This window comes from Streptomyces sp. NBC_01267, from assembly GCF_036241575.1.
Lineage (GTDB): Bacteria > Actinomycetota > Actinomycetes > Streptomycetales > Streptomycetaceae > Streptomyces.
Map to the genome: position 1 here is coordinate 2,123,443 of NZ_CP108455.1, position 25,600 is coordinate 2,149,042.

Sequence of the window (25,600 nt, forward strand, 5' to 3'; positions counted from 1 at the left end):
CGGTGGGCCCGGCCGGAAAGCTCCGGCCGGGCCACCTGTTCGAGCCGTCCCGGCCGGAGCTGTCCGGCCGGAGCCGTCCGGTCAGACCGTCCCGGTCGCCTGGGAAGGTACGGCGGCCGGGTGCGCGGGCTCCGGGCCCGCCCGGTCCACCGGGGCCAGCAGCGTGCGCCGCCCGGCCAGCAGATACGTGAGGCCGAAGCCCAGCAGGACCACGGTCGCCCCGCCGATCGCGTCCAGCACCCAGTGGTTGGCGGTGGCGATGATCGCGCTCACCGTGAAGAGCGGGTGCAGCAGGGCGACCGCCTTCATCCACCGCTTCGGGACCAGTACGGCGACGACGATGCCGCACCAGAGCGCCCAGCCGAAGTGCAGCGAGGGCATCGCCGCGTACTGGTTGGTCATCGCGGTCATCGCGCCGTAGTCGGGGTGTGCCAGGTCCTGTGTGCCGTGGACCGAGTCGATGAAGCCCAGGCCGGGCATCAGCCGGGGCGGGGCCAGCGGGAAGAAGTAGAACCCGACCAGGCCGAGGAGCGTGGCGAAGGAGAGCGAGGTGCGCGCCCAGCGGTAGTCGGCGGGGCTGCGCACGTAGAGCACGGCGAGGATCGCCAGCGGCACCACGAAGTGGAACGACTCGTAGTAGAAGTTGAAGAACGATTCGAGCCAGTGGATCTTCACCACCGCGTGGTTGGCCCAGTGCTCTATGTCGATGTGCAGGGCCTTCTCTATCGAGACGACCGTGCGTCCGTGCGCCTCGGCGGTGTCCCGGCCGCCGGTGGCAGCCGCGCGGATGTGCGAGTACACGGAGTATCCGACGCGGATCGCCAGCAGTTCGAGAAGCAGGTTGGGGCGGGCCATCACCCGCCGCCAGAACGGCAGCAGCGGGACCCGGCTCCAGCGGGCCGGGGCCGGGGTCGCGTACACGGTGGGCACCGCGGCCTCCCAGCTCGGCGAGGTGCGCTCCAGGAAGGGCACCGCACAGGCGGCGGCCAGCGCGGTGAGCAGCACCACGTTGTCCCGTACCGGGTAGAGCGCCGCCATGTTGGGCAGCAGCATCGTGCCCGGCAGTGTCATCACCAGGATCACCACGGCGGGCCACACCATCCGGTCCGCGACCCGCTTGCCCACCCGGCCGACCACCGCGAGCAGTACCCACAGCAGCTGGTGCTGCCAGGCCGTCGGCGACACGGCGACCGCGGCGCAGCCGGTCACCGCGACGGCGAGCAGCAGCTGCCCGTCCTTCGCGTAGCGCGCCGCGCGCCGCAGCGCGAGCACCGAGACCGCGACGGCGAGGACCAGGAAGACCACGATCTCCAGCGGTCCGTGCAGCCCGAAGCGGAGCAGCGCACCGTGCAGGGACTGGTTGGCGAGCCCGTCCGGGTGCGGGCCGAGGCCGGCGCCCGCGACGTGGTGGATCCAGTACGTCCAGGAGTCGCGCGCCATCACGGCCCAGGCCAGCGCCGTACAGACCACGAAGGTCGCCGCGCCGGTGAGCGCCGCGCGTCTGCGGCCGGTCAGCCACAGCAGCGGTACGAACAGCAGCACGGTCGGCTGGAGGGCCGCACCGAGCCCGATGAGCAGCCCGGAGCCGCGCGGGTCGCGCACGGTGAAGCAGCCCAGCAGGACGAGGAGCACCGGGATGATGCTGGTCTGGCCGAGATGGAGTGCGTTGCGTATCGGCAGCGAGAGCATCAGCAGGCTGATCGCGACGGGCGCGGCCAGCAGGGACGTACGCCGGGAGACCGTGCCCGGCAGCGCGCGGGAGACGACGAGGCCGAGCACGACGACGAGCAGCAGCGACCCGAAGGTCCAGGCGACCCCGAGGCTCTCCTCCGCGGACCGGGTCAGCGGTTTCAGTACGAGACCGGCGAACGGCGTGCCGGTGAACTTGCCCGTCGCGTAGAGCGGATCGCCGAGGTGCAGGACGCCGTCGGCGCCCGTCCACGCCTCCAGGTCCGTGAGCCGTCGGCCGGGCGGCAGCCGCAGTACGGCTGCCACTTGGCGGACCGCCAGTGCGGCGACGAGCAGCCAGAGGACCACCCGAGCCCGTTCGATTCCCGCTCCCGCGCCGACCGCATTCCGCGTTCCACTGTGCCCGTCATTCGCCACGCCGCGCCGGCCCTCCACCCGTCATCAATTCCCGGTCCTTGTCTGTTCAGAGCCTCGCACTGCTCCGGGGCAGGGACGCACGCAACCCCCTGTTCACCTGACACGACCGTGCATTTCCGGCCATCGGTCGCGGTGATGAGCGCCTGTGCAGGGTACGGAAATCTCGTCGCCCGGGGATTTCGGGCCCTGGCCGGACGGGTATCGGCACCCCTCGGCGGTCAACCCCCGGCGGCCATTCAAGCACTGCCCCGGACCACCTGTCGGCCCGGCGTCACTCCGCGGACGGACGGGCGCCACCACGGCGTTGACGGAACCGCGGCGTTGACGGAACCGATGTCTCCGGCGCGCCGTCTCTTCCCGTGCCGGAGGCGGGAGCACCGGGGGAACCAGGGAGACAGGGATGCTGCGGTCGGCACGGAGACGGGGGCTGTTCGGGCTGCCCGCGCACGGGACACCGGCGCGGGGGCTGCGGAGCCGGACGCTGCTGGTGGTGCTCTCGCTGCTCCTGATCCAGCTGGGGTCGCTGGTGGCACCGGCGTACGCCTGCGGATGCGGTGCGCTGGTGCACGACCCGTCGTCCCGGCTGACCGTGAACCAGGAGACCTCGGCGGTGCGCTGGGACGGCCGCGACGAGCAGATCGTGATGAGCCTGACGGTCGCGGGGAACGCCGGGGAGGCCGCCTGGATCATGCCCGTACCGCACCGGGCCACGGTCACGCTCGGCGACAGCGGGCTCTTCGACGCGCTGGCGTCGGTGGCCGCACCGGTGTCCCGTACCCGCGACCACTTCTGGCCGACGCACGGCGACTGGCCCTTCGCCTCGGACCGGGGCGCGGACGCGTCCGCCGCCCGTCCGGCACCGGGCGCCCCGGCGGTGGGCGTGGTGGGCCGCGAACAGCTGGGCCCGTTCGACGTGGCGAGGCTGACCGCCACGGACCCGAAGGCCCTCGACAGCTGGCTCCGGCTGAACGGCTTCCGGCTGCCCGGCGGGATGTCCGCCGACCTCCAGCCGTACGTCGACCGGAAGTGGGAGTACGTCGCGGTGCGGCTGGCCCCGGAGCAGAAGGGCCGGACGCTCACCGGCACCCTCGACCCGCTGCGGCTGAGCTTCGCCAGTGACCGGCTGGTCTATCCGATGCGGCTCTCCCGGCGCGCCACGAACGCGCAGTCGCTGGAGTTGTACGTACTGGCCGCGCACCGCATGGAGCCGCGCGGCGCGATCGGCGGGCTGCCGCCGCAGGTGACGTACGCGGGGGAGGTCGCCCCGACGGGCCCGCTCGGCCGCTTCGCGGACGGTGAGCGGTATCTGACCGCCGTGGAACAGAGTTTCCCGGTGCCGTCCCGCATCGACGGTGACCACGAACTGACCAGGACGGCGTCCGACCGGCCCTTCCAGCGGGTGGTGTACGAGGACAGGCTGCTGACGGTGGGCGGTGTGCCCGTCTGGCTGCTGACGGTGGGCGCGGGGCTGGTGGTACTCGTGGTGGCCGCGCTGCTGCTGGTGCTCGCCCGGCACAGGCGCCCGGTGGTCCCACCGCAGCCGGTGCACGTACCGCCGCCGCTCTCCTGACACGCGGGCCGGAGTCACGGGCACCTCCGGGGCACGGACCCAAAACACGCGCCCGAGACACGAGACCCCCCTTGCGCGGGCATCACCACCCTCCCTGTAGGTTCCTTTTAGGAACTAACTCGCGCGAAAGGTCAGTGAGGGAAACACATGTCCCAGGAACAGTGGACCGAGGTCGACCGCTACTTCACCGATCACCTCGTCCCCGCCGACGACGCCCTGGACGCCGCGCTGGCGTCCAGCGACGCGGCCGGGCTCATCCCCATGAACGTCGCCCCGAACCAGGGCAAGCTGCTCCACCTGCTGGCCCGCATCCAGGGCGCGAGGACCGTCCTGGAATTCGGCACGCTCGGCGGCTACAGCACCATCTGGCTGGCCAGGGCGCTCCCCGCGGACGGCCGCCTCGTCTCCCTGGAGGCGGACCCGACGGCCGCAGACGTCGCCCGCGCGAACCTGGCACGCGCCGGGCTGGACACGATCGCCGAGGTCCGGACGGGCGCGGCCCTGGACACCCTGCCGCAGCTCGCGGCCGAGGGCGTGGGCCCCTTCGACCTGGTCTTCATCGACGCCGACAAGCCGAACAACCCGCACTACCTGGAGTGGGCGCTCAAGCTGACCCGGCCGGGCAGCGTGATCATCGGCGACAACGTGGTGCGGGACGGCGCGGTCACCGACCCGGACAGCACGGACCCCCGGGTCCAGGGCACCCGCGCCCTCATCGAGATGATGGCCGCGCACCCGAAGCTCAGCGCGACCGCGCTCCAGACGGTCGGCAGCAAGGGGTACGACGGCTTCGTCATCGCCCAGGTCCTGGCCTGACCCCGTCCCCATCCCATCCCCGCGCCCCGGCACAGGCCGCAGGACGGCACGGGCCGTACGGCAGGATGGGCGTCATGAGCATCGTGAAGATCAATGTCCTGACCGTGCCCACCGAGCAGCGCGAGGTCCTGGAGAAGCGGTTCGCCTCCCGCGCCGGATCCGTGGAGAACTCCGACGGCTTCGAGTGGTTCGAGCTGCTGCGTCCGGTCGAGGGAACCGACCAGTACCTCGTCTACACCCGCTGGGCGAGCGAGGCCGACTTCGAGAAGTGGATGGCCACCTCCATGCGCGGGGCGCACGGCGGCGGCACCGAGGGCGGCGAGCGGCCCAAGCCCGCCGCGTCCGGCTCGACCCTGTGGTCCTTCGAGGTCGTCCAGCAGGCGTCGCCGAAGAACGGCTGACCGCACCGGAAACCCGGGTGACGCGCGGTGGCAATCCGGCCACAATGGCGCGAATGAACTGGACCGTCACCCCCGAACCCTTCGACAGCCCCGACGCGTACGCACTGCGCCGGGCGTACTACGACGAGGTGGCGAGCCGCTACTGGCAGCGGCCCGCCACCACGCAGGAGGTCGACGAGGGGCTCACCGGTGACGGCGTGGAGGAACTCGCCTCCCCCACCGGCGAGTTCGTGGTCGGACGGCACGGCGGCGGAGAGCCCGCGTCCTGTGGCGGCGTACGGCTCCTCGACCCCGTGACCGCCGAGCTCACCCGGGTGTACACGCGCCCCGAGAAGCGCGGCACCGGTGGGGGCCGCGCGCTGATGACCGCCCTTGAGGACGCCGCGCGGCAGCTCGGGGCCACGAAGATGGTGCTGAACACCCGGCTCGACCTCGTCGAGGCGCGGGGGCTGTACGTCCGGCACGGCTACCGGGAGATCCCTGCGTACACCACCGGTCCCTACATGGACATCTGGTACGGCAAGGATCTCTAGGCCCTGACCTGCCCTGCCCTATTCTGATCTGCCGTGCCGTGCCCTGCCCTGCCGTGCCCTGTTCTGCCCCGTCCGGGCCGGACCGCTCAGCCGGTCGGTCCCCGGTCCCCGGTCCAGTCGCCCGTCAGGTCGTCCTCCCGTGGGCCGTGCGGCCGTTCGGCGTCGGAGCCGGACAGTTCGTCGTTCAGCTCGTCGACCAGCAGGACCAGATCCGTCGGCCGGTCCGGGCCCCACCAGTCGCCGAGCAGTTCGGCGAGCGACTCCTCGCGGGCCTTCCAGAGCCGCGCGGCGACGTTCACACCGGGGTCGGTCAGCGCCAGCTCCACCCCTTCGCGTGCGACCAGGCCCCGCTCCTCGGCCTGCCGGGCCGCCTCGGTGATGGCGCGCAGCGAGACGGGCGAGGTGTCGGCGAGCTGGCCGGGCTCGACGAGACCGTGGCGTTTGATGCGCAGCAGCAGCCAACTGGTGGCGGGCAGCAGGTCGTACCCCGCCTTCTCGGTGATCGTCTCGTAGATCTCGTGCCGCCCCTCCCGGCTGCCGAGCACCGACAGGGCCCGCATCACCTCGTCGTACGACGACCTCTCGACCGGGTTGGAGGCCAGCGTCTCGGTGACCTCCGGGGTGGTGACCGAGCCGCGCAGCTTGTCCTCCTTGAGGAACCAGGAGACGGCGAAGGCCAACAGCACCACGGGGACGGCGTACAGGAAGACATCGGTGATGGACGACGCGTACGCGTGCAGGACCTGCGGGCGCAGCTGCGGCGGGAGGGCGGTGATGGCCCGGGGGTCGGCCTCCAGGCGCTCGGCGCTCACCCCGGGCGGCAGCGGCCTGCCCGCCAGGGCGGCGACGAGTTTGTCGTGCAGCCGGGTGGTGAAGATGGTGCCGAAGATCGCGACGCCGAAGGACGCCCCGATGGAGCGGAAGAAGGTCGCGCCGGAGGTGGCGACGCCCAGGTCCTGGTAGCTCACGGCGTTCTGCACGGCGAGCACCAGCACCTGCATGACCAGGCCGAGCCCGAGGCCGAACACGAAGAAGCAGACACTCATCGACCAGGTGGAGCTGTGCTCCGTGAGGCGGTGCAGCAGCCCGAGCCCGATGGCGGTGATGCCGGTACCGGCGATCGGGAAGACCTTCCAGCGGCCGGTGCGGCTGACGATCTGCCCGGACGTCGTCGAGGAGAGCAGCAGGCCGAGCACCATCGGCAGCATGTGCACACCGGACATGGTCGGTGAGACGCCCTGGACCACTTGGAGGAAGGTCGGCAGGTAGACCATGGCGCCGAACATCGCGAAGCCGACGATGAAGCTGATGACCGAGCAGAGCACGAAGGTCCTGATGCGGAAGAGTTTCAGGGGCAGTACGGGCTCGGCCGCACGCCGTTCCACCTGGAGGAACACCGCGAGCAGCAGCACGCCGAGTACCGCGAGCCCGATGATCTGCGCCGACCCCCAGGCCCAGGTGGTGCCACCGAGCGAGGCGACGAGCACCAGACAGGTGGCGACCGAGGCGATGAGGAAGGTGCCGAGGTAGTCGATGGTGTGCTTCGTCGCGCGGACCGGGATGTGCAGTACGGCGGCGATGACGAGCAGCGCGACGACGCCGATCGGCAGGTTGATGTAGAAGACCCAGCGCCAGGTGAGCTGTTCGGTGAAGAGTCCGCCCAGCAGCGGGCCCAGCACACTGGTCGCGCCGAAGACGGCGCCGAAGAGCCCCTGGTACTTACCGCGTTCACGTGGCGGGACGATGTCGCCGACGATCGCCATCGACAGCACCATCAGTCCGCCGCCGCCGAGCCCCTGGACGGCGCGGAAGCCGATGAGCTGCGGCATGTTCTGTGCGATGCCGCAGAGCGCGGAGCCGACCAGGAAGATCACGATGGCGGTCTGGAAGAGTTTCTTGCGGCCGTACTGGTCGCCGAGCTTCCCCCACAGCGGGGTGGCGGCCGTCGAGGCCAGCATGTACGCCGTGACCACCCAGGACAGGTGCTCCATACCGCCGAGGTCACTGACGATGGTGGGCAGCGCGGTGGAGACGATCGTCTGATCGAGTGCGGCGATGAGCATCCCGAGCAGCAGGGCGCCGATCGCCACCATGACGGACCGCTGCGGCTGCCCGTCCGCCGCCACCGGCGAGGCCGGGGGTGCCGGGGATTCCTGAGCCATGCCCTCCATCCTGGTGCTGCGGCATAATCGCCGCGAGTTCAAGGGGGTGGCCGAGTTGAGCCACGAGGATTTCGATCCACTGCGCATACGTCCGTACGTACAGCTGCCGGATCCGGAGCCCGATCCGGCGGACGACGTGGTGGGGGCCGCGTATCCGACGGAGCCGGTGAAGCCGGCAGAGCCACCGGTCATGCCGATGCCGACGGTGCCGTTGCAGGTGGTCCGGTTGCCGGTCGGCGGGCCCGGTCCGGAGCCGTCGCCGCGCCGAAAACCCTTCGCGGTGCTCGCGGGCGGGGTGGCGGCGCTGGCCGTGCTCGGCGGGGCGGCCTTCGCCGCCGGCCTGTTCCAGGGGGGTGGTTCCGCGCAGGACCACGCGCTGCCCGACACGGTGACGAGCGCGCCCGACCTGCCGGCCCGGCCCTCGGCCGTACCGTCACCGTCCGCGCCGTCCGCACCGCCCTCCGGGCCCCGGGCCACCGCCGCCGTGCGGCCTTCGCCGACCGCCGCCCGGTCCGGACCGCCGCCGAGCGCCACCCCGGCCGGGTCGGCACCGGCCGTTGCCCCGTCGGCGCCCGCGCAGCCCCCCTCCCCCGTGCGGGCCACCACCCCGGCACCGCACCCGGAATCCGCACCGCCGGACGCCCCGGTACTGCGGGCGGGTGACAGCGGCCCGGAGGTCGTGGAACTCCAGCAACGGCTGACCCAGCTCTACGTCTACCGGGATACCGCCGACGGCCGCTTCGACCAGCAGGTCACGGACGCGGTGCGGGAGTACCAGTCGTGGATGAGCATCCACAGCGATCCGCCCGGCGTGTACGGGCCGGCCACCCGGCGCGCGCTGGAGGCGATGACACGGCAGCCGTAGGCAGCGGCCCGACGACGTCCGGCCGCGTACCACGGAGCTGCCGCGCCGCGGTGACCAGGGCGGCTGGCGCAGACCGCGCCACTTTTTGTACCCTGCTGAAACAAAGTGGTTCCGCCCGTACTCCCTGACCGGCGGGCGGGACCGCCTTGTTTCTTCACTTCCGCGCCGTTTCTTCTTCCGCGCTGTTGCTTCTTCCGCGCCCCTGGAGCCCTGATGACCGTGCTGACCGCCCGCGCGCTGCTGCTCGACATGGACGGCACCCTCGTGAACTCCGACGCCGTCGTCGAGCGCATCTGGCACCGCTGGGCCGTCGACCACGGGCTGGACCCGCACGAGGCGCTCAAGGTCGTCCACGGCCGCCAGGGGTACGCGACCATGGCCGTACTCCTCCCGGATCGCCCGGTCGAGGAGAACTACGCGGACAACCGCAGGATGCTCGCCCTGGAGACCGCGGACACCGAAGGAGTGGTCCCGGTCCCCGGCGCCCCGGCCTTCATGGACGCACTGGTCGGCCTTCCGCACGCCCTGGTCACCTCGGCCGACGAGCGGCTGGCGCAGGCCCGGATGACGGCCGCCGGGGTGCGCATGCCGGAGATCCGGATCACGGCGGAGAGCGTCGGCGCCAGCAAGCCGGACCCGGAGGGCTTCCTCAAGGGCGCGGCCTCCCTGGGCTTCGCCCCCGCCGACTGCATCGTCTTCGAGGACTCGGGGGCGGGCATCGCCGCGGGGCACGCGGCGGGTATGCGCGTGGTGGGCGTCGGCCCGCGGGCCGCCGCACACGCACCGGCCGCCCAGGTGCGGGACCTGACGCAGATCCGCGTCGAGCGGGCGGACGACGGCACGCTGCGGGTGCACGTCACGGCCTGACACCCCGGGGCCGGTCCTCCGCGGTGTCAGGCCGTGAAGCCGCTCAGCCCGCGATCGCCTCGTACAGGCTGAATCCCGCGAGCACCAGCATCAGACCGGCCGCGATCTTCGTGATCAGCTTCAGCGGCACGTGCTTCATCAGCTTGCGGCCACCGAGGATCCCCAGGCCGCCGACCGCCCACAGGGCGAGCACGGCACCGATGCCGACCGAGACCGGGCTGTCGTAACGGGCGGCCAGGTTGGCCGTCATGATCTGCGTCAGGTCACCGAACTCGGCGACGAGAATCAGCATGAAGCCGGCCCCGGCCACCTTCCAGAAGGACTGGTCGGCGGGGGCCTTGACCTCTTCCTCCTCGTCGTCCTTCTTGAAGAGCAGCATCGCCGCGCCCGCCAGGAACAGCGCGCCGACGATCGCCTGGAGCAGCCGGTGCGGGATCAGCGTCAGGACGCTGCCCGCGGCGATGGCGAGGGCCACATGGACGGCGAAGGCCGCCGCGACGCCGACGAAGACGTACGAGGCGCGGTAGCGGGTGCCGAGCATCAGACCGGCGAGAGCGGTCTTGTCGGGGAGTTCGGCGAGAAAGACCACGCCGAAGGTGATCGCCAGGATCGTGAAGCTGATCACGGGTTGATTTCCTCAATCGGTACGGGCTGCCCGCGCCGAGAGGACCTGAACTCGTGGAACAAGGGGTCGCTTCGGCACGGCAGCGTCAACAGGACACTGCGGCCGAAGGTCTCGCTGGCGGGTCTCCAAGAAGATCCGCCTCCGGGCGCCGGCCGAACCGAGGTTCGGCAGTATGTCGACGTTCCGGCGAAGAGCTACTCCCCTTCTGCTCCGTACAGGGTACGGCACCGGCTCATCGGCGCAGCCGCCCCCGGGCCACCAGCTCCAGCACCAGGGCGACCGACACCACCTGCACCACACAGAGCGCGACCAGCACGAACAGCTGCACGGCCCCGGCCAGCAGCGGGGAGGATCCGCTCAGCAGCATGCCGACGAAGACCGGCGGGCAATTGGGGGGTGGGTGAAGGAGCGAGGTCTGGTGCGTGCGGTCGCAAGGCGGAGGATTGAGGCATGGCGGAGCCATGGTGATTGACGACAACGCGGCGAGCGTGCGTGCCAGACCCCGCGACGCCGCCCCCCAATTGCCCGCCGGTCTCAAGCACCTGGGAGAGTGACCAGGCCCACAGTCCTGGTCTGGTCGAGCCCCGGCAGCAGCGCGTCGGACGCGGCCGGCCTGGCTATCTCCAGCCGGGCCTCGCGGTCGAGCAGACCCAGCGCCATCCCGGCCTCGACCTCGCCCGCGCGCACCGTCAGTTCGTCGAGGGCACGACGGCCGCCGAGCACGGTCGCGGTGAGCGCGCCGCCGATGAGGATCCCGGCGATCGGGATGACCGCGATCCCCCGCACCGGCACGAGCCCGGTCAGCAGCAGCACCGCCACCACCGGGAAGACCCCGGCCGCGATCGGCACGGCCGCCCACCACCAGGTCCCGTTCCGGGTGATGCGGCGGCCCGCCGTCCGTACCGCCACCGCGTACATCAGCGCCACGAAGCCGAACGACAGCCCCGATCGGACGACCCAGCCGATCAAAAGTGCTACGGCCCCGAGTTGAACCGCCGCCCGGAGCCCCGCGGTCAGGATCTCGCGGGCGCGGTCGAGCCTGGCGAGGGCTGCCACCAGGGCCGCGACCAGCAGGAGTGCACCGAGGGTGATTCCCAGCGTGAGGTTGACGGGTAGCAACACGCGCCAACCGTACGGTCATCCGGAAGATCTGTGGACACGTCAAACCTCGCCACAGCTCTTGATGTGACGTGCGCATGTCGCCACTCTGTTACCTGGCGCCCACCCCACGGCAATCCGGCGCCGCCACGATGTCCGAACCAGAGCGGCCAACGCCACTCCACCCCACGGGAGTTCACATGTCAGGTGTCTACGCGCGTCGAATAGCTGTTCTCGCCGCGACCGCAGGTCTCACGCTCGCCGGTCTCGTCACCGCCCCCGCCGCCCAGGCGGCCCTGCCCACTCCGGTGTCCGCGGCCACCGCCCGCACCTATCTCAGCTCCCTCACCGTCGCGGCCGAGGGCTCGTCCGACGGCTACAGCCGCGCCAAATTCCCGCACTGGATCATCCAGTCCGGCACCTGCGACACCCGCGAAGTGGTACTCAAGCGCGACGGCACCGATGTGGTGCAGAGCTCCAGTTGCGCGGCCACCAGCGGCAATTGGCACTCCGAGTACGACGGCGCCAACTGGACGGCGTCGTCCGACGTGGACATCGACCACATGGTCCCGCTCGCCGAAGCCTGGCGCTCGGGCGCCAGCGCCTGGACCACCGCGCAGCGGCAGGCGTTCGCCAACGACCTGACCCGCCCGCAGCTCATCGCCGTGACCGACAACGTCAACCAGTCCAAGGGCGACAAGGACCCGGCCAAGTGGCTCCCGCCGCTGGCCAGTTACAAGTGCACCTACGTCCGGGCCTGGGTGGAGGTGAAGCACTACTACAAGCTCACCGTCGACTCGGCCGAGAAGACCGCGCTCCAGGGCGTCCTGAACGGCTGCTGAAACCATCCTCCTCGGTGACGGACGGTGCCCGGTCCGGTGGAACGCCCTGCCGGACCGGGCACCCCCGTGTCACCTCACGGACGGTCCGGCCACCGGCCCGAACGGCACCGCGAAGCAGGCCGCACGGTCCCCCTCGCCGTGCCGCGTCGGGTGGATCACGACCGAACCGGCCCCGCCGGGACGGAAGTTCCAGCCGCGCCACGCGGTCACGGTCGCACCGCCCTTCGCGTCGGTGGTGAAGTCCAGCGGCATCCGGCCGGCCGGACCCGCCGGGCTCCCGGCGTCCCGGTACCGGGGCCCCGCGGAGCCGGGCGTGCTGCCGCAGGTCCCGGTGTGGACGTCCATGCCGTACACACGCCGGGGGTTCAGCCCCGTCAGCCGCGCCGTGACCCGTGTCCCCGAGGCATCCCTGGACTGTTCGACCACGATCCCGGCCGCGGCGGGCACCCGCTCCATGTCGTACGTCACCGCCGGCGAAGCGATGAACGCCGAGGGCGGCGCGAACTGCGCGTGGACCCGCTGCCAGTACGTCCCCGCGGGCACGTTCCCGGCGCCCCCGCCCGTCAGCATCGCCAGCGCCGCCGCTCCGGCCAGTACGCCTGCCACCATCGTCCGCTCCTTGTCGCTCTGCCCGACTGCTTCCGCGACTGCCGCACCGATCGGCGGCACCGCCCGCTCATCGAATGCTGTGCGGCCCCGGCCCGGGGGCGCGGCGGCGAAACCCGCGCGAGGACAACCCGTACGAGTGAACGTGATCTATCGAACATCACCCGCCCCGGGGGAACCCGGCGGAAACTCCACGCGTACGCTGTATGGCTGTACTGCCGCACCTGCTGCTCTCCTGCGACGCCGCGGCCTTGTTGACGAGCCGGGGAGTCCGAGTGTTCGAGAGTGTGCGGTCACTGACCGACAGTCCATGGATCTATGCCGTGGTCGCGCTCTCCGTCGTCCTCGATGTCTTCGTGCCGATACTGCCCAGCGGAGTCCTGGTGATCACCGCGGCCACCGGCGCGGCGGCGGGCTCCACCACCGTGGCCGGGCAGGTCCCGCACAACGTCCCGGACCTGCTGATCCTCACGGCCTGCGCGGCAGCCGCCTCGGTTCTGGGTGATCTGGTCGCATACCGGCTGGCCTGGCGCGGTGGTGAGCGCCTGGACCGGGCCATCGCCCGTTCCCGCCGGCTGACCGCCGCGCAGGACCGTCTCGGCACGGCGCTCGCCCGGGGCGGCGGGCTGCTCGTCGTCATAGCGCGTTTCGCGCCCGCGGGCCGCTCGGTCGTCTCGCTCGGCGCGGGCGCCGCGCACCGCAGGGCGAAGGAGTTCCTGCCCTGGTCGGCCCTGGCGGGCGTGGCCTGGGCGGGTTACAGCGTGGGGCTCGGATACTTCGGCGGTCAGTGGCTCGGCGCGAGCTGGCTGGGCACGGCGGTGTCACTGCTCGCGCTGTTCGGCGCGGGCTCGGTGGCGGCGCTGCTCATACGGCGCCCCGCGACGCCCGTCACCGCTTCCTAGGACATCACCCCGCAGAGCCCCGCAGAACCCTGCAGAACCCCGGAGCCCCCGGCGCCCGCCCCGAGCCGGGACCGGCTTCGCCGCACGGGCGCCCGGCCGCGCCGGTCACGGCTTCGCGGCCCCGCGTACCTCCAGATCCGCGAGCAGCCGCTGCGTCGCCCCGGCGATCTCGTCCACGGCCCGGTCGAACACCTCACGGTTGTGTGCGGCGGGCGCCCGGAACCCCGAGACCTTCCGTACGTACTGGAGCGCGGCTGCCCTGATCTCCTCCTCGGTGGCTGCTTCGGGGAGAACGGGCGGGCGGAGGGTCTTGATACTGCGGCACATGCCTCAAGTGTCACGCGTTCGGGCCACGAGTGTCAGGCGTTCGGGCCGCGAGTGCCGGGGACCGGGCCGCGAGTGCCGGGGACCGGCCGGTCCCGCCGGGGTGAGTGGCCGCAGCCGGTCGCGTCACCCTCCGGCGGGCCGCCGGACCTCGATGCGCGGGATCTCGTAACTCCCGTCCAGAACGGACTGCTCGGGGGTGTACAGCCGGAGCATCGGCCGGAAGTCCCCGGTCGGCGCGGGCAGCCAGTTGGCGGCCTCGACCGGGTCGGTGGGGCGGTCCCGCTGGATGTACACCGTCAGTGAGCCGTCGTCGCCGTACACGAGTCCCGGTGTCCGGTCCCCGATCGAGTACCGCTCGGCCGGGTTGTCGACGAGGTAGAAGTGCGGGGTGTCGTACATGGTCACCGACCAGAAGGACCGCACGGGCGGCAGCTGGTCGAAGCGCAGCGTGTAGCTCTTGGAGCCGTTGAGCCACTGGCCTTCGGCGTCCTCGTAGGTGTGGGCGTAGACCGCTTCGTAGCCGTGGTTGCCCCACAGCCCGGTCCGGGCCGCGACCGCCCTGGTCAGGTACGACGCCCCGCGGTCGGCGATCCGCCACTCCGGGGAGTCGATCGTGCCCACCCCGAACCAGTCGAGGTTGTAGTCGAAGAGATGCGGGTTCATCTCCCACGCCCCCGGCGTCCGGCTGCCGTCCTCGGCGGGCCGGCTCGCCCGCTCGACGAACTCGGTGCCCTGCTTCAGTCCCTCGGCGAGCCCGCGTACCAGCGCCGGGTCGGGCCGGACGTACGGCGACGGTCCCTCCTCCAGCACCCCCAGCAGCTGGAAACGGTCCTGGTACGCACGGTCGTCGGCGGACGGCGGGAAGGCCGCCATCCAGACCCTGAGCTTCTCGAAGAACTGCAGGGTGGGCGGCACCTCGTGGTCGATCGCGGGCAGACCGGTGCGGTGCATCACCGCTTCGAGGACCTTGAGGTGCAGCCGCTGCTGGAGCCCGTGGACGCGGGGCAGGTCGGCGGGCCCGTCGCAGGCCTGGCGCCCGGCGATGGTGACGACGCTGGTCGGCGCGTCGATCACCCCGGTCACCTCGTCGGGCACCTCGCCCGCCCAGCCGGGCGGCACGATCAGCCACTTGCCCTCACCGGTTCCGGTCGCGCGGCGGCCGACGTAGGCGAAGTTGTTGCTCCACGCGTCGATGAACTGGAGGACGTAGTACGCACCGAGCGTGTCCGGTACGTGCAGCAGCACCGGGCCGCCGGAGAGGTCGAGTTGTGCGACCGAGTACACCGTGTCGTTGTTCACCGACACGAAGTGCGCTTCCGGGGTGGCGAGCCGGGAGGAGTGCGCGAACTCGTTGAAGGCCGCGGACGGCAGCGAACCGAACCCCTTGTGCAGGGCGGTCGAGACCATCGACAGGTCGAAGACCAGCGGGTACCCGTAGACGTACGCCTCGGCGGCGAGGTCGGAGAGCTCAGTCACTTCGGGCTCCTCTCAGCCGCGCACCCGGGGCGCGGGGTTCCGAGCCTGGCCGGGCGGCGTACGGGCGACCACCGGGGCGCGGCCGATCGGGTGAAGCGGGGGCGCGGCCGAAGGAGTGAGGCCGGGGGCAGGGGTCCCGTACGGCGCGGGGCAGGGGCCCGGTACGGCACCGGCGCCGGTCAGCGGCCCGTCGTGGAGCCCCCGTCGCGCGCGGGCTGCCGCCTGCCCAGCAGGTCCGCGAGCCCTTGGCGGGTGCCCGCGATGACCACCCGGTCCTCGGCGCGCAGGACGTAGCTCTGCGGCAGGTTCCAGACCAGTTCGGCACGGTGTGCCCCGTCGTCCGGGGAACGCGGTACGGACAGGTCGGCGCGGCGGTCGGCCGGGGCCGTGAGGTCCAGGGCGAGGATCCGCCAGGCGCCGGGGCGGAAGACCTCTTCGAGGGTGCGGCCCTCCAGCAGCGGATGGCCCGCGACGTCCACGGCGGCGAAGAGCAGCACCCGGCGCTCCACCGGCATGGCGCCCAGGATCTGCCGGCCCATCATCGCCGCGGCGAAGGCGGGCGCCGCGAGCGAGGAGACGCTGCGGCTGCGGGTGACGGCCCGCGGATGGGCGGCGCGCAGGGTCCGGTAGACGGCGGAGGCGAATTCGTCGTCGAACAGCCGCATCGCCACCTGGAGGCCGGGTTGCACCGTACGGGCGTACAGCGCCGCCTCCAGGTTGGTGATGTCCGCGCTGGTGAGCGCCAGCAGGGCGCGGGCCCGCCCGATCTTGGCGGACTCCAGCACCCCCTCGGTGGTGACGTCCCCGATCACGATCGGCACCCGCAGCCGCCGGGCGAGGGCGATACCGCGCGCCTCCGGGTCCGCTTCCACGCACACGACCGGGATGTCCAGCTCCCGCAGCCCCGCCAGGACACGTGAGCCGATCTTGCCCAGGCCGAGCAGGACGACGTGCCCGGACAGTCCGCGGGGCGGGCGACGCAGGGTGGCCGCGGTGCGGAACGTACCGAGCCCTTCCAGCACGGCGGCGATCAGCACCGGCAGCAGCAACAGCCCGGTCAGCCCGGACAGCAGCTGGATCACCTGGCGGCTCGTCGGTTCGCCGATCGCGGGGTCGCCGATGGCGAACAGGTCGAGGAGCGTCAGGTACACGGCGTGCAGGGGGCTGTCGCCCGTCGTCACCGAGGAGGCGACGGCCAGGCCGAGCACCGAGACGAGGACACCGAGGAGGGACCAGCGCAGCCGGCGCGAGAACACCTGGCCGAGCGGTGCGCCCCGGCCCGCCAGCCGCCCCGGTGACAGGGCGGGTCCGGTGTTGGAGACGGCTTCGAGTACGACGGTGCCGCGGCCGGCCGCGGCCCGGACGGACGCCTCGTCGGGCAGCAGTTGGGGTCCCGCGTCGCCGCTGCTGTCCGAACCGTCCGCGCCGGCCGGGTCGCTGGCGGTCGCGGAGAGCAGCGCCAGGGTGCACAGCCCTGGGTCGGCGGCCTCGCCCGGTCCGGTCGGCATGCGTTCGACGGCGCGCAGCAGCAGCCCGTCGGCCCGGACGATCTTGCTGGTCCCGGCCACCGCGGTCGCGGCGAGCGAAGGGGCCGCGGTGTCGGCGTCCGAGAGAACGGTCGTGGACGCGTCGACGGCGTCCTGGTCCAGTTCCGGCGCGCTGACGGCCGCGGCCTGGTCGAGCAACTCCTCCAGGTACTGGCCGAGTTTGCGGTTGTAGAGCCGGATCACCAGCCGCAGCCGGGGGTTGAGGCGGCGGGCGGCGAGCGCGGCCCGGATGTTCGCCTCGTCGTCCTGGTGGACGAGCGCCAGGGCGGACGCCTGGTCCACCCCCGCGCGGAGCAGCACCTCGTCGTCCAGGTCCGGTGCTTCGAGGAGCCGGTCGGCCACCGCGTCCCGGTCCCCGGCGGGCGGCCTGGCCACGACGGCGGACATCCGCCCGAAGAGCGCGGAGGCCCGGCCGACCGGGCTGAGCTGGGTACGTGCGGGAACCCCCGCCGCCCCGGCCGGCGGGACGACCAGGGTCACCTGCTCCCGGTAGACACCGCGCAGCTCGGCGGCGAGCCGGTGGGCGAGGCCGTCGTCACCGCAGACGACCATGTGCCCTTCGGCGGCGCCGGGTTGACTCTGGTTCGGGAGTGAGTACACAGAAACAGAGACTGCCCTACGGGGTGTTCGGTTTCATGAGCGGGTTCACGGGCGTGGCGCTTCCCCCGGCTGCCGTGGACCCGCTCGCACACCCGGCCTCGATTCCATAACGGCACGCCGACCCAGGTGCTTCGCAAGGGAAACCTTTGCATAGTCTAAACAATCTGGAGCGACCCGGACCGGGCCGGCCGGAGGCACAGTCACAGGGCGGTCACCGACGCCGTCACGGACAGCCGCACATCCGCACACCTGGCCGAACACCCCGCCGAACAACCGGAGTCATACGCAACGGAACCGCACGTCAGCGCATCTCACAGCTTCGGAGGCCGAACCACCCCTCCCACCCGTCACACCACCGGAGAGCGCACATGCCAGAGGAGAAGAGCCCCGCATACGCCTCGCTGTCCGTCCTGCCGTTCGCCGTGATGGCAGTGGTCGCCGGGGTGGACATGTCGGCGGGGTCGTGGGTCGGTTTCCTGCCGCTCATCTCGCTCGGCCCGGCCTTCGCAGGGCTGATCGGCGGCTGGCGCCGCACCGCCGCCATCGGGCTGCTGGCGCTCGTGCTCTGCTACGCGCTCGCGTGGCACGACGGGGCGTTCCACGCCAGGCGCGGATACACCGCGATGGCATCGGTGGTCGGCGTGACGGTCGCGGGCGTCGCGGCGGCGGTCATGCGCCAGCGGCGCGAGGCGGAACTGGCCAGCGTGCGCTCCATCGCCGAGGTCGCCCAGCGGGTGCTGCTGCGCCCCGTACCGCACACCGCGGGCCATCTGCGCGCCGCCGTCTCGTACACATCGGCCGTCGCCGAGGCGCACATCGGCGGCGATCTGTACGAGGTGGTCGCCGCCCCCGGCGGGGTCCGGGTGATAGTCGGCGACGTGCAGGGCAAGGGCCTGGAGGCGGTGGAGACGGCGGCCGTGGTGCTGGGGGCCTTCCGGGAGGCCGCGCACGACGAGCCCGATCTGGCCGGGGTCGGGGCACGGGTGGAGCGCTCGGTGGACCGGGCGCTCCAGGGTGAGAAGTTCGTGACGGCGCTGATCGCCGAGATCAGCCCCGAGGGCGGCGCGGTGTTCCTCAACTACGGCCACCCGCCGCCCCTCCTCGTACGGGCGGACGGCTCGGCGCACTTCCCGGAGCCCGCGGAGTACGCGCTGCCCCTCGGCCTGGGCGTCCACGCCACCGAGGGGCCACGGCCCTTCCAGGTGGCCTTCGGCCCCGGTGACCAACTCCTGCTGTACACGGACGGCGTGACCGAGGCGCGGGACCACGACGGGACCTTCTATCCGCTCGGGGACCGGCACCGGTTCCTGAAGGACGCCGATCCGGAGAGCGCGCTGGAGAATCTCCGCAAGGACCTGGTGGAGCACACCGCGGGTCCGCTGCAGGACGACGCCGCGATGCTGCTGCTCCGGTACCGGGAAGCCGTCGGCACGCAGGCGGGGTGACCTCGCCCTTGAGGCACCGGCACCAACACCGGCACGGCACGGCACCCCTGACCTGGCTTTACTGCCCTTTGGTTGCAGTTGCGACAGGTATGCAATTAGCTGGTCGTAGGTTCATCCCGACCGCGGAAGGCAGTGCCCGTGTCCCCCACAGCCACCTCCACCGCCCCGCCCGTGGCCTCCTCCCGCCGACAGCGTCTGCGGATGTCCATGACGCGACAGGAGTGGATCCGGCTGGGCGGGATGGGTGCCTTCATCGTGGCGCTGCACGTGATCGGGTGGCTCACCCTGGTGTGGATCGTGGCCCCCGAGCACTACAGCATCGGTACGAAGTCGTTCGGCATCGGCATCGGCGTGACGGCGTACACCCTGGGCATGCGGCACGCCTTCGACGCCGACCACATCGCGGCGATCGACAACACCACCCGCAAGCTGATGAACGAGAGGCAGCGCCCGCTGTCGGTGGGCTTCTGGTTCTCCCTCGGCCACTCCAGCATCGTGTTCGCCCTGGCCCTCCTGCTGTCGCTGGGCATCAAGGCGCTCGCGGGCCCGGTACGCGACGACAACTCCCAGCTCCACCACGTCACCGGCCTGATCGGCACGACCGTCTCGGGTGTCTTCCTCTACCTCATCGGCGGGATCAACATCCTCATCCTCGTGGGGATCTGGAAGGTCTTCCGGAAGATGCGCTCGGGCGACTTCGACGAGGCGGCCCTGGAGGAGCACCTGAACAACCGGGGTCTGATGAACCGGCTGCTCGGCCGGCTCATGAAGTCGATCACCAAGCCCTGGCAGATGTACCCGCTGGGCCTGCTCTTCGGCCTCGGCTTCGACACGGCCACCGAGATCGCACTGCTCGTGCTGGCGGGCTCGGGCGCCGCGTCCGGCCTGCCCTGGTACGCGATCCTCTGCCTGCCGGTGCTGTTCGCCGCCGGGATGTGCCTGCTGGACACCATCGACGGTTCGTTCATGAACTTCGCGTACGGCTGGGCGTTCTCGAAGCCGGTCCGCAAGGTCTACTACAACCTCACGATCACCGGCCTGTCGGTCGCCGTGGCCTTCCTCATCGGCACGGTGGAACTGCTGGGCCTGCTCACCCAGCAGCTGGGCCTGCACGGCTTCTTCTGGGACTGGGTCGGCGGACTGGATCTGAACATCGTCGGCTTCGTGATCGTCGGACTGTTCTTCGTGACCTGGCTCGTCGCCATGGCGGTGTGGAAATTCGGCCACATCGAGGAGAAGTGGACGGCGGGGCTGAGCCCGGCGGGCCGGGAGAGAGGCGAGTAGCGGTTACCCGCTCCTCTCGGGGTCCTCGAAGACCGCCGGGTCGAACGGCTGCGTACCCGCGTCGGCGCGCCACACGGAGGCGAGCGGCATCAGGTCCTCGATCCGGACGCTCCTGATGCCCTCGGGCCCGGGGAGGATGACCCGGATGCCCGGGTGGTAGTCGAGCAGCACCTGCCGGTCCTTGCCGCACGGCCCGACCGGACCACGCCCGCAGTTGCCCACGGCGACGATCGTGGACAGCTCCCTCGCCCCCGAGGCGCGGGCGTGCCCGAGTGCGACGAGCTCCGCACAGGGGCCACCGGTGAAGTGGTAGACGTTGATCCCGCCGTACATCCTGCCGTCGGCGCCCCGCACCGCGGCGCCCATGGTGTGCGCGCCGTCGTCGTCCTCGGTGGGCGCGTCGGTGTTCGCGTCGACGATCCGCCGGGCGAATTCGATGAGTTCAAGGTCCTTGGGAGTCAGCTCCCGGCTCGGCACACGCATGGGCCGCATCCTACGAGCACGCTGAGCGTGCCCGGATACCCCGCACGGTTCACGGACCGGCTCCGGCGCGTCGGGCGGCCGGGACGGGGCCGGGCTGTACGAGTCTCGCGTGCATGGACACCGATGCGCAGAACGAGCAGGAACGGGCTGATCGGAATCCGTCCGCCCGCGAGCAGCCCGACCGGCAACCGGCCGAACGGGGGCGCTGGTTCACCTCGGGCGTGGGCAGCATCGCAGCGTACCCACCCGGTGAGGCCTGACGGCTCGCGCGAGGCTCGGAGTTGCCCCCCATCCCCCAAGCCCGTACGGAACAGGAGAGCCCGTGCACGCCCTTCTCCACGCACTGTCCATCGTCGGCTCCATGACCTGGGAGATCGCCTGGGCCCTGATCCTGGGCTTCGCCCTGTCGGCCGTCGTACAGGCAGTGGTGCGCAGGCAGACGGTCGTACGGCTGCTGGGCGACGACCGCCCCCGTACCCTCGCGCTGGCCGCGGGCCTGGGCGTGGCCTCGTCCTCCTGCTCGTACGCGGCCGTGGCCCTGGCCCGCTCCCTGTTCCGGAAGGGCGCGAACTTCACCGCCGCCATGGCCTTCGAGATCGCTTCGACGAATCTGGTGGTCGAACTCGGCATCATCCTGGCCCTGTTGATGGGGTGGCAGTTCACCGCGGCCGAGTTCCTGGGCGGCCCCGTCATGATCGTGGTGATGGCGGTGCTGTTCCGCCTCTTCATGCGCGAGCGACTGCTGAAGGAGGCCCGCGAACAGGCGGAGAAGGGCGTCGCCGGGTCCATGGAGGGCCACGCGGCAATGGACATGTCCATTCAGGGCGAAGGGTCCTTCGCCCACCGGCTGTTCTCCCCGGCCGGGCTCACCTCGGTCGCGCACGTCTTCGTCATGGAGTGGGCGGCGATCCTGCGTGACCTGGTGACCGGCCTGTTCATCGCGGGCGCGATCGCGGCCTGGGTGCCGGACTCCTTCTGGCAAGCCTTCTTCCTGGACGGACACCCGCTCGCCGCCACACTGATCGGACCGCTCATCGGCCCGCTCGTGGCGATCGTCTCGTTCGTCTGCTCGGTGGGCAATGTGCCGCTGGCCGTGGTGCTGTGGAAGGGCGGCATCAGCTTCGGCGGGGTGATCGCCTTCCTCTACGCGGACCTGTTGATCCTCCCGATCCTGAACATCTACCGGAAGTACTACGGAGCCCGCACGGCCGCCGTCGTCCTCGGCGTCTTCTACGGAGCGATGGTCATCGCCGGGTACGTGACCGAGGCGGTCTTCGGCGGCCTGGGGATCATCCCCAGCCGGACCAGTGCGCACATCCCCGAACAGGGCGCCTCCTGGGACTACACGACCTGGCTCAACATCGCGTTCCTGCTCCTGGCCGCAGCCCTGCTCACCCGCTTCCTGCGCACCGGCGGCCGGGACATGCTGCGCATGATGGGCGGCGGCCCGGAGGGTGCGGTGGACGGGGGCCGGGGGTAGCGCGTACGAACACGTACGAAGAAGCCCCGTTCCTCGCCTGACCCGGCAGGGAACGGGGCTTTCACCGACTTCGCTGGTGGGCGCGGACGGTTTCGAACCGCCGACATCTGCTTTGTAAGTTCGGCCGGAGGCAGGCAAGGACCCTGACGGGCCCGGCCGCGGCTACCGTCCGCGGCTCTCCCGGACTGCCCTTGTGCGCCGATGTTGATGTCAGCAGTGGATGTCAGCTCACGGGTTCGGCACCTGCTCGTCGGCTGCTCTGCGCGGTCGCGTCAAAGCCGCCGCGGCACGCCTATCGTCAGCGTGCTTCTGCTCTATCGAGGCTCGCAGCTCCCCTGGGGTCGGCCACGGCGCACGCCGGTGGATCATGCGGTGACAGTTGGCGCAGATGAGGGCGAGATCGCTGAGCTTGGTGCGGCCTTCGCCAGCCTCATGCAGGGGAACAACGTGGTGACACTCGATGTATCCGCTTCCGCGGTCGCCGTAGACTTGCTCGAAGTCGAAGCCACACGCCTCGCAAGCGAGCGGGCGGCCCTGCCGCACTGCCGCGTCGATCTTCCTCTTACGCAAAGCCTTGTTCCGCTCGCGGCTCCGGTGGCGGCGTAGCAGCAACTTGCCCTCTGGTGCGCTGTAGTCGTCGCCTTCCTCCTCGACCTCGGGTGCTAGCTCCTGAAACTCTCCCGCGACCAGGCCTTGCCTGATGTGCCGGGCAACCTTCGCCATCTCAGCCGGCCGGGCGAGGAAGTCGTTCATGACTTCGACATCCAGGGCGTTTCCGTTCGTGGGCTTGCCCGTGTAACTGGGATGCCGGCATGTGATGTCAACCGTCTTACGCGCTACCCCGTTGGGGTTTCGGAACAACTCGTTGCGCAGCTCCTCAGGATGGATCGGCATGGTCTGGAGCAGCGCGGACAGCTCGACCACCCGCGGGTCGTCAAATTCCAGTCGCTTCCAGTCGTTGGCCATGGCCAGATCGCAGGCAAGGATGATCTCGTCACGCGTCCAGTCGGGACTCCGGGACGAACGGATCGTGAAGCCGAGTCGGGCCAGCCACCTGGCGGCGTGCGACCTTCCGCCGATCAGCTCGTCAGGCCTCAGCGCTCGACCTTGATCGAACTTGTGAGCCACGCCAGCGATGGCCTTGGAGTCGTAGGTTCGTTCGTCGTGCAGGAGGAGATACCCGGTGGCTGGCTTGTACCCGTACTTGGACAGAAACTCGTCCTGCCCCAGGTCGTCATACTCCGTCAGGGCTTGGAGGACACCGTCTCGACTGATCGCACCGTTGCGCATGGTAGAAGCGTAAGGTCCACCACTGACAGCCAGTCAGGCACTCACCATCGCCAACCCACCACTCACCTAGCTCCCATCCCGTCCGCCTTCGACCCACACACCGTGGAGCGGGCGTGGTTCAGGGCGTCAAGGTGGAGCGCGCCACTGTACGAACGACCTTGACGCCCTGGGCCGCGACTGCTCGGCTCTGCCTGGGTCGAAGGTGGTCGGGATGGGAGCCCCACGACATTCACCACGCTCCGGCCGGCACTCGCGAACGGCGCCCCTCCCATCCCGGAGTCTGAGCGCCCCCGCCGGAGGCATCCTCTTGAAGCCGCGGACTTGGTTCTCGTCTCATGCCCCACGGGCCTATCCACAGCGGGCGCGCGTCGGCGGCGGCAGCGCCGAGCGGGCCGAAGGCAGGAGCGCGGGCGCAGCCAGAGCCGGGAAGCGCGCCCGGCGGAGCGGAGCGCAGCCGGGTGCCTTGATGAGGTAGAGAAACCTGTAACAGCTCGCGTTGTCAGGCGGGTGCCACGAAGCAGGCCGCGTCAAAGCGCTCGCCGGCAAAGGTGTGCACCGTCTCGCCGAATCGCTGCCAGCCGAGACGCTCGTACAAGCGGATCGCCGCGGCATCCTTCGCCAACACCTCAAGAACCAAGCGCAGTTCGTTCGCTCTGGCGTAGGACACTGCTGCGTCCACGAGGTGCTTCCCAGCGGAGCCCTTGCGTGCACCGCTGGCGACGAAAAGCCTTGCGAGTACAGCGACCTGCGAAGAGTTGGCACCGCTCTCCTCGCTCCAGAGGCGCGCAACCTCGTCCCCTGACTGCGGACTGTTGACTGCGACGTGCCCCACCACATGCCCATCCGACTCAGCAACCCACGCCGCCAGAAGGCCGCCGGGAGAGAGCCACCCCTGAGGGTCCTCCACGCCTTCCACGGGATAGCCATCGGATTCGTGCACCGCGGTCAAAACCTCTGCGGCTTCGGCAAGGTCGCGGGCTTCGCGCCGACGAATCACAGGCTTCTGCATGATGACCTTTCCGCCCTCTTCTTACTCAACCGGAAGTTCATAGAGCAGACCGGTTTGGTCAGCCCGGTGCACGTATCTGGACACTTCAAACGGCTTCAGGTCCTGGTCGAGGCTGGTGTGCAGCACTTCAAGGATCGGAACGCCCGGCAGAAGTTGGAGAATCGCGGCTTCCTCCGGCGAGGGCATCCGGGCGCTGATCTCATCACGCACCCGCGTCATGACATGCCCTAGCTCCTCAAGCCGCCCGTAGATCCCGTCTTTGCCGGTCTTGGGCTGCATGAGAAGCGTGTCCTTCGCTTCGTCCCAGCGCAGGTAGGTCGAGACGATCTGCACGGGTTCGTCATCTGCGAAGTAGTGATTCTCCCGGTGCACAACGCTCTGCTCATCGGCCGGCACGCCGAGACGCTCCGCTACGTCGAGGGGAGGAACCTCGCGGGCGATGGACGGGACTTCGATCCTCGGTGTCTTGCCCTGGCGCTTGGCTTCGAGCCTGAACGGTGTCAGCCCGGTCTCGCGATTCTTGATCGAGTAGCGATCGCTACCGAACCTGAACAGCCTCCGCGGTTCCCGAACGAACACGCCTCGCCCGTGCTTGGCGGTGACGAGACCCTGTTCGGCAAGCAAGCGGACGGCCTCGCGTGCCGTATTGCGCGCCGCCCCATACCTCTCCGCCAGCACGCGTTCCGAAGGCAACTTCTCCCCGACCGGGATCTCGCCGGCGTGGATCTGCCGACGTAGTTCCTCTGCGATGCGTCTGCTCGCTGGCTGCTGAGTAGGGGACTCGGACGGGGTCATAGGAGCAGCGTAGCAACTGGCTCAAGCCAGAAGCTTGACGACGCTCGCAGCACATGCTCAACTGGCTTAAGCCAGTAAGTGGCTCAAGCCAGTTGGGGTTGGCGATTCTGATGCTGCCCCGGTGCGACTAGGAGACTGCTATGCCGTCGTTCAAGATCGATGTTTCGACCGCTGTCGTGTTCGTCGCGACGCCTCCGACTCCGAAGCTCGTGAGTAAGCAGACCGGTGAGATCGCGATGGACCGGGAGACCGGTGCCCCGCTCGCGACCGTGGGCCTGCTGATCTCGGACGACGGGGAGGGGAACCTCTACCAGGTGACGGTCCCGAGCACGGGTGTTCCGGAGAGCCTGACGCCGGGTACGCCGGTCACGGTGATCGGGCTCAAGGCACGGGACTGGGAGAACACGTTCAACGGCCAGACCCGGCACGGGATCAGCTTCCGCGCGGTAGCGATCACGGCGGGTGCCTGAC

General features: G+C 70.6%; 24 protein-coding genes and 2 pseudogenes. 13 read left to right on the forward strand and 13 right to left on the reverse strand.

Annotated features, from left to right (window positions below):
- Nucleotides 1-81: 81 nt before the first annotated feature.
- Nucleotides 82-2,106: a bifunctional glycosyltransferase 87/phosphatase PAP2 family protein gene (locus tag OG709_RS09760; RefSeq protein WP_401272617.1), complete on the reverse strand. Its 2,025-nt coding sequence runs from the start codon at nucleotides 2,104-2,106 to the stop codon at nucleotides 82-84.
- A gap of 400 nt (nucleotides 2,107-2,506) precedes the next feature.
- Here OG709_RS09760 and OG709_RS09765 point away from each other — a divergent pair, with 400 nt between their 5' ends.
- The 4 genes from OG709_RS09765 (at nucleotide 2,507) to OG709_RS09780 (ending at nucleotide 5,426) form a co-directional block, all read left to right on the forward strand.
- Nucleotides 2,507-3,676 (forward strand): DUF2330 domain-containing protein, encoded by a 1,170-nt coding sequence (locus OG709_RS09765; RefSeq protein ID WP_329165639.1) that lies wholly within the window; start codon nucleotides 2,507-2,509, stop codon nucleotides 3,674-3,676.
- A gap of 147 nt (nucleotides 3,677-3,823) precedes the next feature.
- Nucleotides 3,824-4,492, forward strand: a complete 669-nt coding sequence (locus OG709_RS09770; RefSeq protein ID WP_266643376.1) for an O-methyltransferase — start codon at nucleotides 3,824-3,826, stop codon at nucleotides 4,490-4,492.
- A gap of 74 nt (nucleotides 4,493-4,566) precedes the next feature.
- Nucleotides 4,567-4,893 (forward strand): antibiotic biosynthesis monooxygenase family protein, encoded by a 327-nt coding sequence (locus OG709_RS09775; RefSeq protein ID WP_250304238.1) that lies wholly within the window; start codon nucleotides 4,567-4,569, stop codon nucleotides 4,891-4,893.
- A 53-nt stretch (nucleotides 4,894-4,946) separates the two neighbouring features.
- Nucleotides 4,947-5,426, forward strand: a complete 480-nt coding sequence (locus OG709_RS09780) for a GNAT family N-acetyltransferase (RefSeq protein WP_250304237.1) — start codon at nucleotides 4,947-4,949, stop codon at nucleotides 5,424-5,426.
- 86 nt (nucleotides 5,427-5,512) lie between these two features.
- On the opposite strand, the gene OG709_RS09785 is transcribed toward OG709_RS09780, so the two are convergent.
- A complete protein-coding gene (locus OG709_RS09785) occupies nucleotides 5,513-7,588 on the reverse strand; it encodes an MDR family MFS transporter (protein ID WP_329165644.1) in 2,076 nt (691 codons plus the stop codon).
- On the opposite strand from OG709_RS09785, the gene OG709_RS09790 reads away from it, so the two are divergent.
- The gene (locus tag OG709_RS09790) at nucleotides 7,587-8,453 is read left to right on the forward strand and encodes a peptidoglycan-binding protein (protein ID WP_326694965.1); all 867 of its coding nucleotides are present in this window, start codon (nucleotides 7,587-7,589) and stop codon (nucleotides 8,451-8,453) included. The genes OG709_RS09785 and OG709_RS09790 overlap by 2 nt on opposite strands.
- 213 nt (nucleotides 8,454-8,666) lie before the next feature.
- Nucleotides 8,667-9,320, forward strand: coding sequence for an HAD-IA family hydrolase (locus tag OG709_RS09795; protein ID WP_250304232.1), 654 nt, complete (start codon nucleotides 8,667-8,669; stop codon nucleotides 9,318-9,320).
- Nucleotides 9,321-9,363: 43 nt separating this feature from the next.
- Here OG709_RS09795 and OG709_RS09800 read toward each other — a convergent pair whose 3' ends face one another.
- From OG709_RS09800 to OG709_RS09810, 3 genes and pseudogenes are all read right to left on the reverse strand, one after another.
- Nucleotides 9,364-9,945 (reverse strand): TMEM165/GDT1 family protein, encoded by a 582-nt coding sequence (locus OG709_RS09800; RefSeq protein WP_250304230.1) that lies wholly within the window; start codon nucleotides 9,943-9,945, stop codon nucleotides 9,364-9,366.
- Between the two features lie 232 nt (nucleotides 9,946-10,177).
- Nucleotides 10,178-10,321, reverse strand: a pseudogene (locus OG709_RS09805) (ABC transporter permease); the annotation flags it as partial.
- 161 nt (nucleotides 10,322-10,482) lie between these two features.
- Nucleotides 10,483-11,067: pseudogene (locus OG709_RS09810) on the reverse strand (ABC transporter permease); the annotation flags it as partial.
- A gap of 176 nt (nucleotides 11,068-11,243) precedes the next feature.
- Here OG709_RS09810 and OG709_RS09815 point away from each other — a divergent pair.
- The gene (locus OG709_RS09815; protein ID WP_250304228.1) at nucleotides 11,244-11,885 is read left to right on the forward strand and encodes an HNH endonuclease family protein; all 642 of its coding nucleotides are present in this window, start codon (nucleotides 11,244-11,246) and stop codon (nucleotides 11,883-11,885) included.
- Between the two features lie 69 nt (nucleotides 11,886-11,954).
- Here OG709_RS09815 and OG709_RS09820 read toward each other — a convergent pair whose 3' ends face one another.
- Nucleotides 11,955-12,494, reverse strand: coding sequence for a superoxide dismutase family protein (locus OG709_RS09820; RefSeq protein WP_266643372.1), 540 nt, complete (start codon nucleotides 12,492-12,494; stop codon nucleotides 11,955-11,957).
- 272 nt (nucleotides 12,495-12,766) lie between these two features.
- On the opposite strand from OG709_RS09820, the gene OG709_RS09825 reads away from it, so the two are divergent.
- Nucleotides 12,767-13,393 (forward strand): DedA family protein, encoded by a 627-nt coding sequence (locus OG709_RS09825; RefSeq protein WP_250304224.1) that lies wholly within the window; start codon nucleotides 12,767-12,769, stop codon nucleotides 13,391-13,393.
- Nucleotides 13,394-13,498: 105 nt separating this feature from the next.
- Here the strand turns inward: OG709_RS09825 and OG709_RS09830 are convergent, their stop codons facing one another.
- The 3 genes from OG709_RS09830 to OG709_RS09840 form a co-directional block, all read right to left on the reverse strand.
- A complete protein-coding gene (locus OG709_RS09830) occupies nucleotides 13,499-13,720 on the reverse strand; it encodes a DUF2277 domain-containing protein (RefSeq protein ID WP_250304222.1) in 222 nt (73 codons plus the stop codon).
- 123 nt (nucleotides 13,721-13,843) lie between these two features.
- Nucleotides 13,844-15,196: a DUF1254 domain-containing protein gene (locus OG709_RS09835; protein WP_329165650.1), complete on the reverse strand. Its 1,353-nt coding sequence runs from the start codon at nucleotides 15,194-15,196 to the stop codon at nucleotides 13,844-13,846.
- A 179-nt stretch (nucleotides 15,197-15,375) separates the two neighbouring features.
- Nucleotides 15,376-17,295 (reverse strand): NAD-binding protein, encoded by a 1,920-nt coding sequence (locus OG709_RS09840; RefSeq protein WP_266645081.1) that lies wholly within the window; start codon nucleotides 17,293-17,295, stop codon nucleotides 15,376-15,378.
- A 416-nt stretch (nucleotides 17,296-17,711) separates the two neighbouring features.
- On the opposite strand from OG709_RS09840, the gene OG709_RS09845 reads away from it, so the two are divergent.
- Nucleotides 17,712-18,788, forward strand: a complete 1,077-nt coding sequence (locus OG709_RS09845; RefSeq protein WP_250304218.1) for a PP2C family protein-serine/threonine phosphatase — start codon at nucleotides 17,712-17,714, stop codon at nucleotides 18,786-18,788.
- Between the two features lie 207 nt (nucleotides 18,789-18,995).
- Nucleotides 18,996-20,072 carry a HoxN/HupN/NixA family nickel/cobalt transporter gene (locus tag OG709_RS09850; RefSeq protein WP_443068573.1) on the forward strand — a complete coding sequence of 359 codons (1,077 nt, stop codon included), beginning with the start codon at nucleotides 18,996-18,998 and terminating at the stop codon, nucleotides 20,070-20,072.
- A 3-nt stretch (nucleotides 20,073-20,075) separates the two neighbouring features.
- On the opposite strand, the gene OG709_RS09855 is transcribed toward OG709_RS09850, so the two are convergent.
- Nucleotides 20,076-20,555 carry a cytidine deaminase family protein gene (locus OG709_RS09855; RefSeq protein WP_250304215.1) on the reverse strand — a complete coding sequence of 160 codons (480 nt, stop codon included), beginning with the start codon at nucleotides 20,553-20,555 and terminating at the stop codon, nucleotides 20,076-20,078.
- Between the two features lie 113 nt (nucleotides 20,556-20,668).
- On the opposite strand from OG709_RS09855, the gene OG709_RS09860 reads away from it, so the two are divergent.
- Together OG709_RS09860 and OG709_RS09865 are read left to right on the forward strand one after the other, a co-directional pair.
- Nucleotides 20,669-20,815 (forward strand): hypothetical protein, encoded by a 147-nt coding sequence (locus OG709_RS09860; RefSeq protein ID WP_250304214.1) that lies wholly within the window; start codon nucleotides 20,669-20,671, stop codon nucleotides 20,813-20,815.
- 62 nt (nucleotides 20,816-20,877) lie between these two features.
- Nucleotides 20,878-22,035, forward strand: a complete 1,158-nt coding sequence (locus OG709_RS09865; protein ID WP_250304212.1) for a permease — start codon at nucleotides 20,878-20,880, stop codon at nucleotides 22,033-22,035.
- A gap of 228 nt (nucleotides 22,036-22,263) precedes the next feature.
- On the opposite strand, the gene OG709_RS09870 is transcribed toward OG709_RS09865, so the two are convergent.
- The 3 genes from OG709_RS09870 to OG709_RS09880 form a co-directional block, all read right to left on the reverse strand.
- Nucleotides 22,264-23,325 carry an HNH endonuclease gene (locus tag OG709_RS09870; RefSeq protein WP_329165654.1) on the reverse strand — a complete coding sequence of 354 codons (1,062 nt, stop codon included), beginning with the start codon at nucleotides 23,323-23,325 and terminating at the stop codon, nucleotides 22,264-22,266.
- Between the two features lie 499 nt (nucleotides 23,326-23,824).
- Complete coding sequence (locus OG709_RS09875) at nucleotides 23,825-24,334, reverse strand: GNAT family N-acetyltransferase (RefSeq protein WP_329165655.1); 510 nt, start codon at nucleotides 24,332-24,334, stop codon at nucleotides 23,825-23,827.
- A 21-nt stretch (nucleotides 24,335-24,355) separates the two neighbouring features.
- Entirely contained in the window at nucleotides 24,356-25,129 is a 774-nt protein-coding gene (locus OG709_RS09880; protein WP_329165656.1) for a GntR family transcriptional regulator, read from the reverse strand.
- Nucleotides 25,130-25,269: 140 nt separating this feature from the next.
- Here OG709_RS09880 and OG709_RS09885 point away from each other — a divergent pair, with 140 nt between their 5' ends.
- The gene (locus OG709_RS09885; RefSeq protein WP_328898328.1) at nucleotides 25,270-25,599 is read left to right on the forward strand and encodes an SCO3933 family regulatory protein; all 330 of its coding nucleotides are present in this window, start codon (nucleotides 25,270-25,272) and stop codon (nucleotides 25,597-25,599) included.
- Nucleotide 25,600 lies beyond the last annotated feature (1 nt).

Excerpts from the sequence above, each read along its gene's own strand:
- OG709_RS09765 (WP_329165639.1), top strand. The coding sequence starts at position 2,507 with ATGCTGCGGTCGGCACGGAGACGGGGGCTGTTCGGGCTGCCCGCGCAC.
- OG709_RS09770 (WP_266643376.1), top strand. The coding sequence starts at position 3,824 with ATGTCCCAGGAACAGTGGACCGAGGTCGACCGCTACTTCACCGATCAC.
- OG709_RS09775 (WP_250304238.1), top strand. The coding sequence starts at position 4,567 with ATGAGCATCGTGAAGATCAATGTCCTGACCGTGCCCACCGAGCAGCGC.
- OG709_RS09780 (WP_250304237.1), top strand. The coding sequence starts at position 4,947 with ATGAACTGGACCGTCACCCCCGAACCCTTCGACAGCCCCGACGCGTAC.
- OG709_RS09790 (WP_326694965.1), top strand. The coding sequence starts at position 7,587 with ATGCCCTCCATCCTGGTGCTGCGGCATAATCGCCGCGAGTTCAAGGGG.
- OG709_RS09785 (WP_329165644.1), bottom strand. The coding sequence starts at position 7,588 with ATGGCTCAGGAATCCCCGGCACCCCCGGCCTCGCCGGTGGCGGCGGAC.
- OG709_RS09795 (WP_250304232.1), top strand. The coding sequence starts at position 8,667 with ATGACCGTGCTGACCGCCCGCGCGCTGCTGCTCGACATGGACGGCACC.
- OG709_RS09815 (WP_250304228.1), top strand. The coding sequence starts at position 11,244 with ATGTCAGGTGTCTACGCGCGTCGAATAGCTGTTCTCGCCGCGACCGCA.
- OG709_RS09820 (WP_266643372.1), bottom strand. The coding sequence starts at position 12,494 with ATGGTGGCAGGCGTACTGGCCGGAGCGGCGGCGCTGGCGATGCTGACG.
- OG709_RS09830 (WP_250304222.1), bottom strand. The coding sequence starts at position 13,720 with ATGTGCCGCAGTATCAAGACCCTCCGCCCGCCCGTTCTCCCCGAAGCA.
- OG709_RS09840 (WP_266645081.1), bottom strand. The coding sequence starts at position 17,295 with ATGGTCGTCTGCGGTGACGACGGCCTCGCCCACCGGCTCGCCGCCGAG.
- OG709_RS09845 (WP_250304218.1), top strand. The coding sequence starts at position 17,712 with ATGCCAGAGGAGAAGAGCCCCGCATACGCCTCGCTGTCCGTCCTGCCG.
- OG709_RS09850 (WP_443068573.1), top strand. The coding sequence starts at position 18,996 with ATGACGCGACAGGAGTGGATCCGGCTGGGCGGGATGGGTGCCTTCATC.
- OG709_RS09855 (WP_250304215.1), bottom strand. The coding sequence starts at position 20,555 with ATGCGTGTGCCGAGCCGGGAGCTGACTCCCAAGGACCTTGAACTCATC.
- OG709_RS09860 (WP_250304214.1), top strand. The coding sequence starts at position 20,669 with ATGGACACCGATGCGCAGAACGAGCAGGAACGGGCTGATCGGAATCCG.
- OG709_RS09870 (WP_329165654.1), bottom strand. The coding sequence starts at position 23,325 with ATGCGCAACGGTGCGATCAGTCGAGACGGTGTCCTCCAAGCCCTGACG.
- OG709_RS09875 (WP_329165655.1), bottom strand. The coding sequence starts at position 24,334 with ATGCAGAAGCCTGTGATTCGTCGGCGCGAAGCCCGCGACCTTGCCGAA.
- OG709_RS09880 (WP_329165656.1), bottom strand. The coding sequence starts at position 25,129 with ATGACCCCGTCCGAGTCCCCTACTCAGCAGCCAGCGAGCAGACGCATC.
- OG709_RS09885 (WP_328898328.1), top strand. The coding sequence starts at position 25,270 with ATGCCGTCGTTCAAGATCGATGTTTCGACCGCTGTCGTGTTCGTCGCG.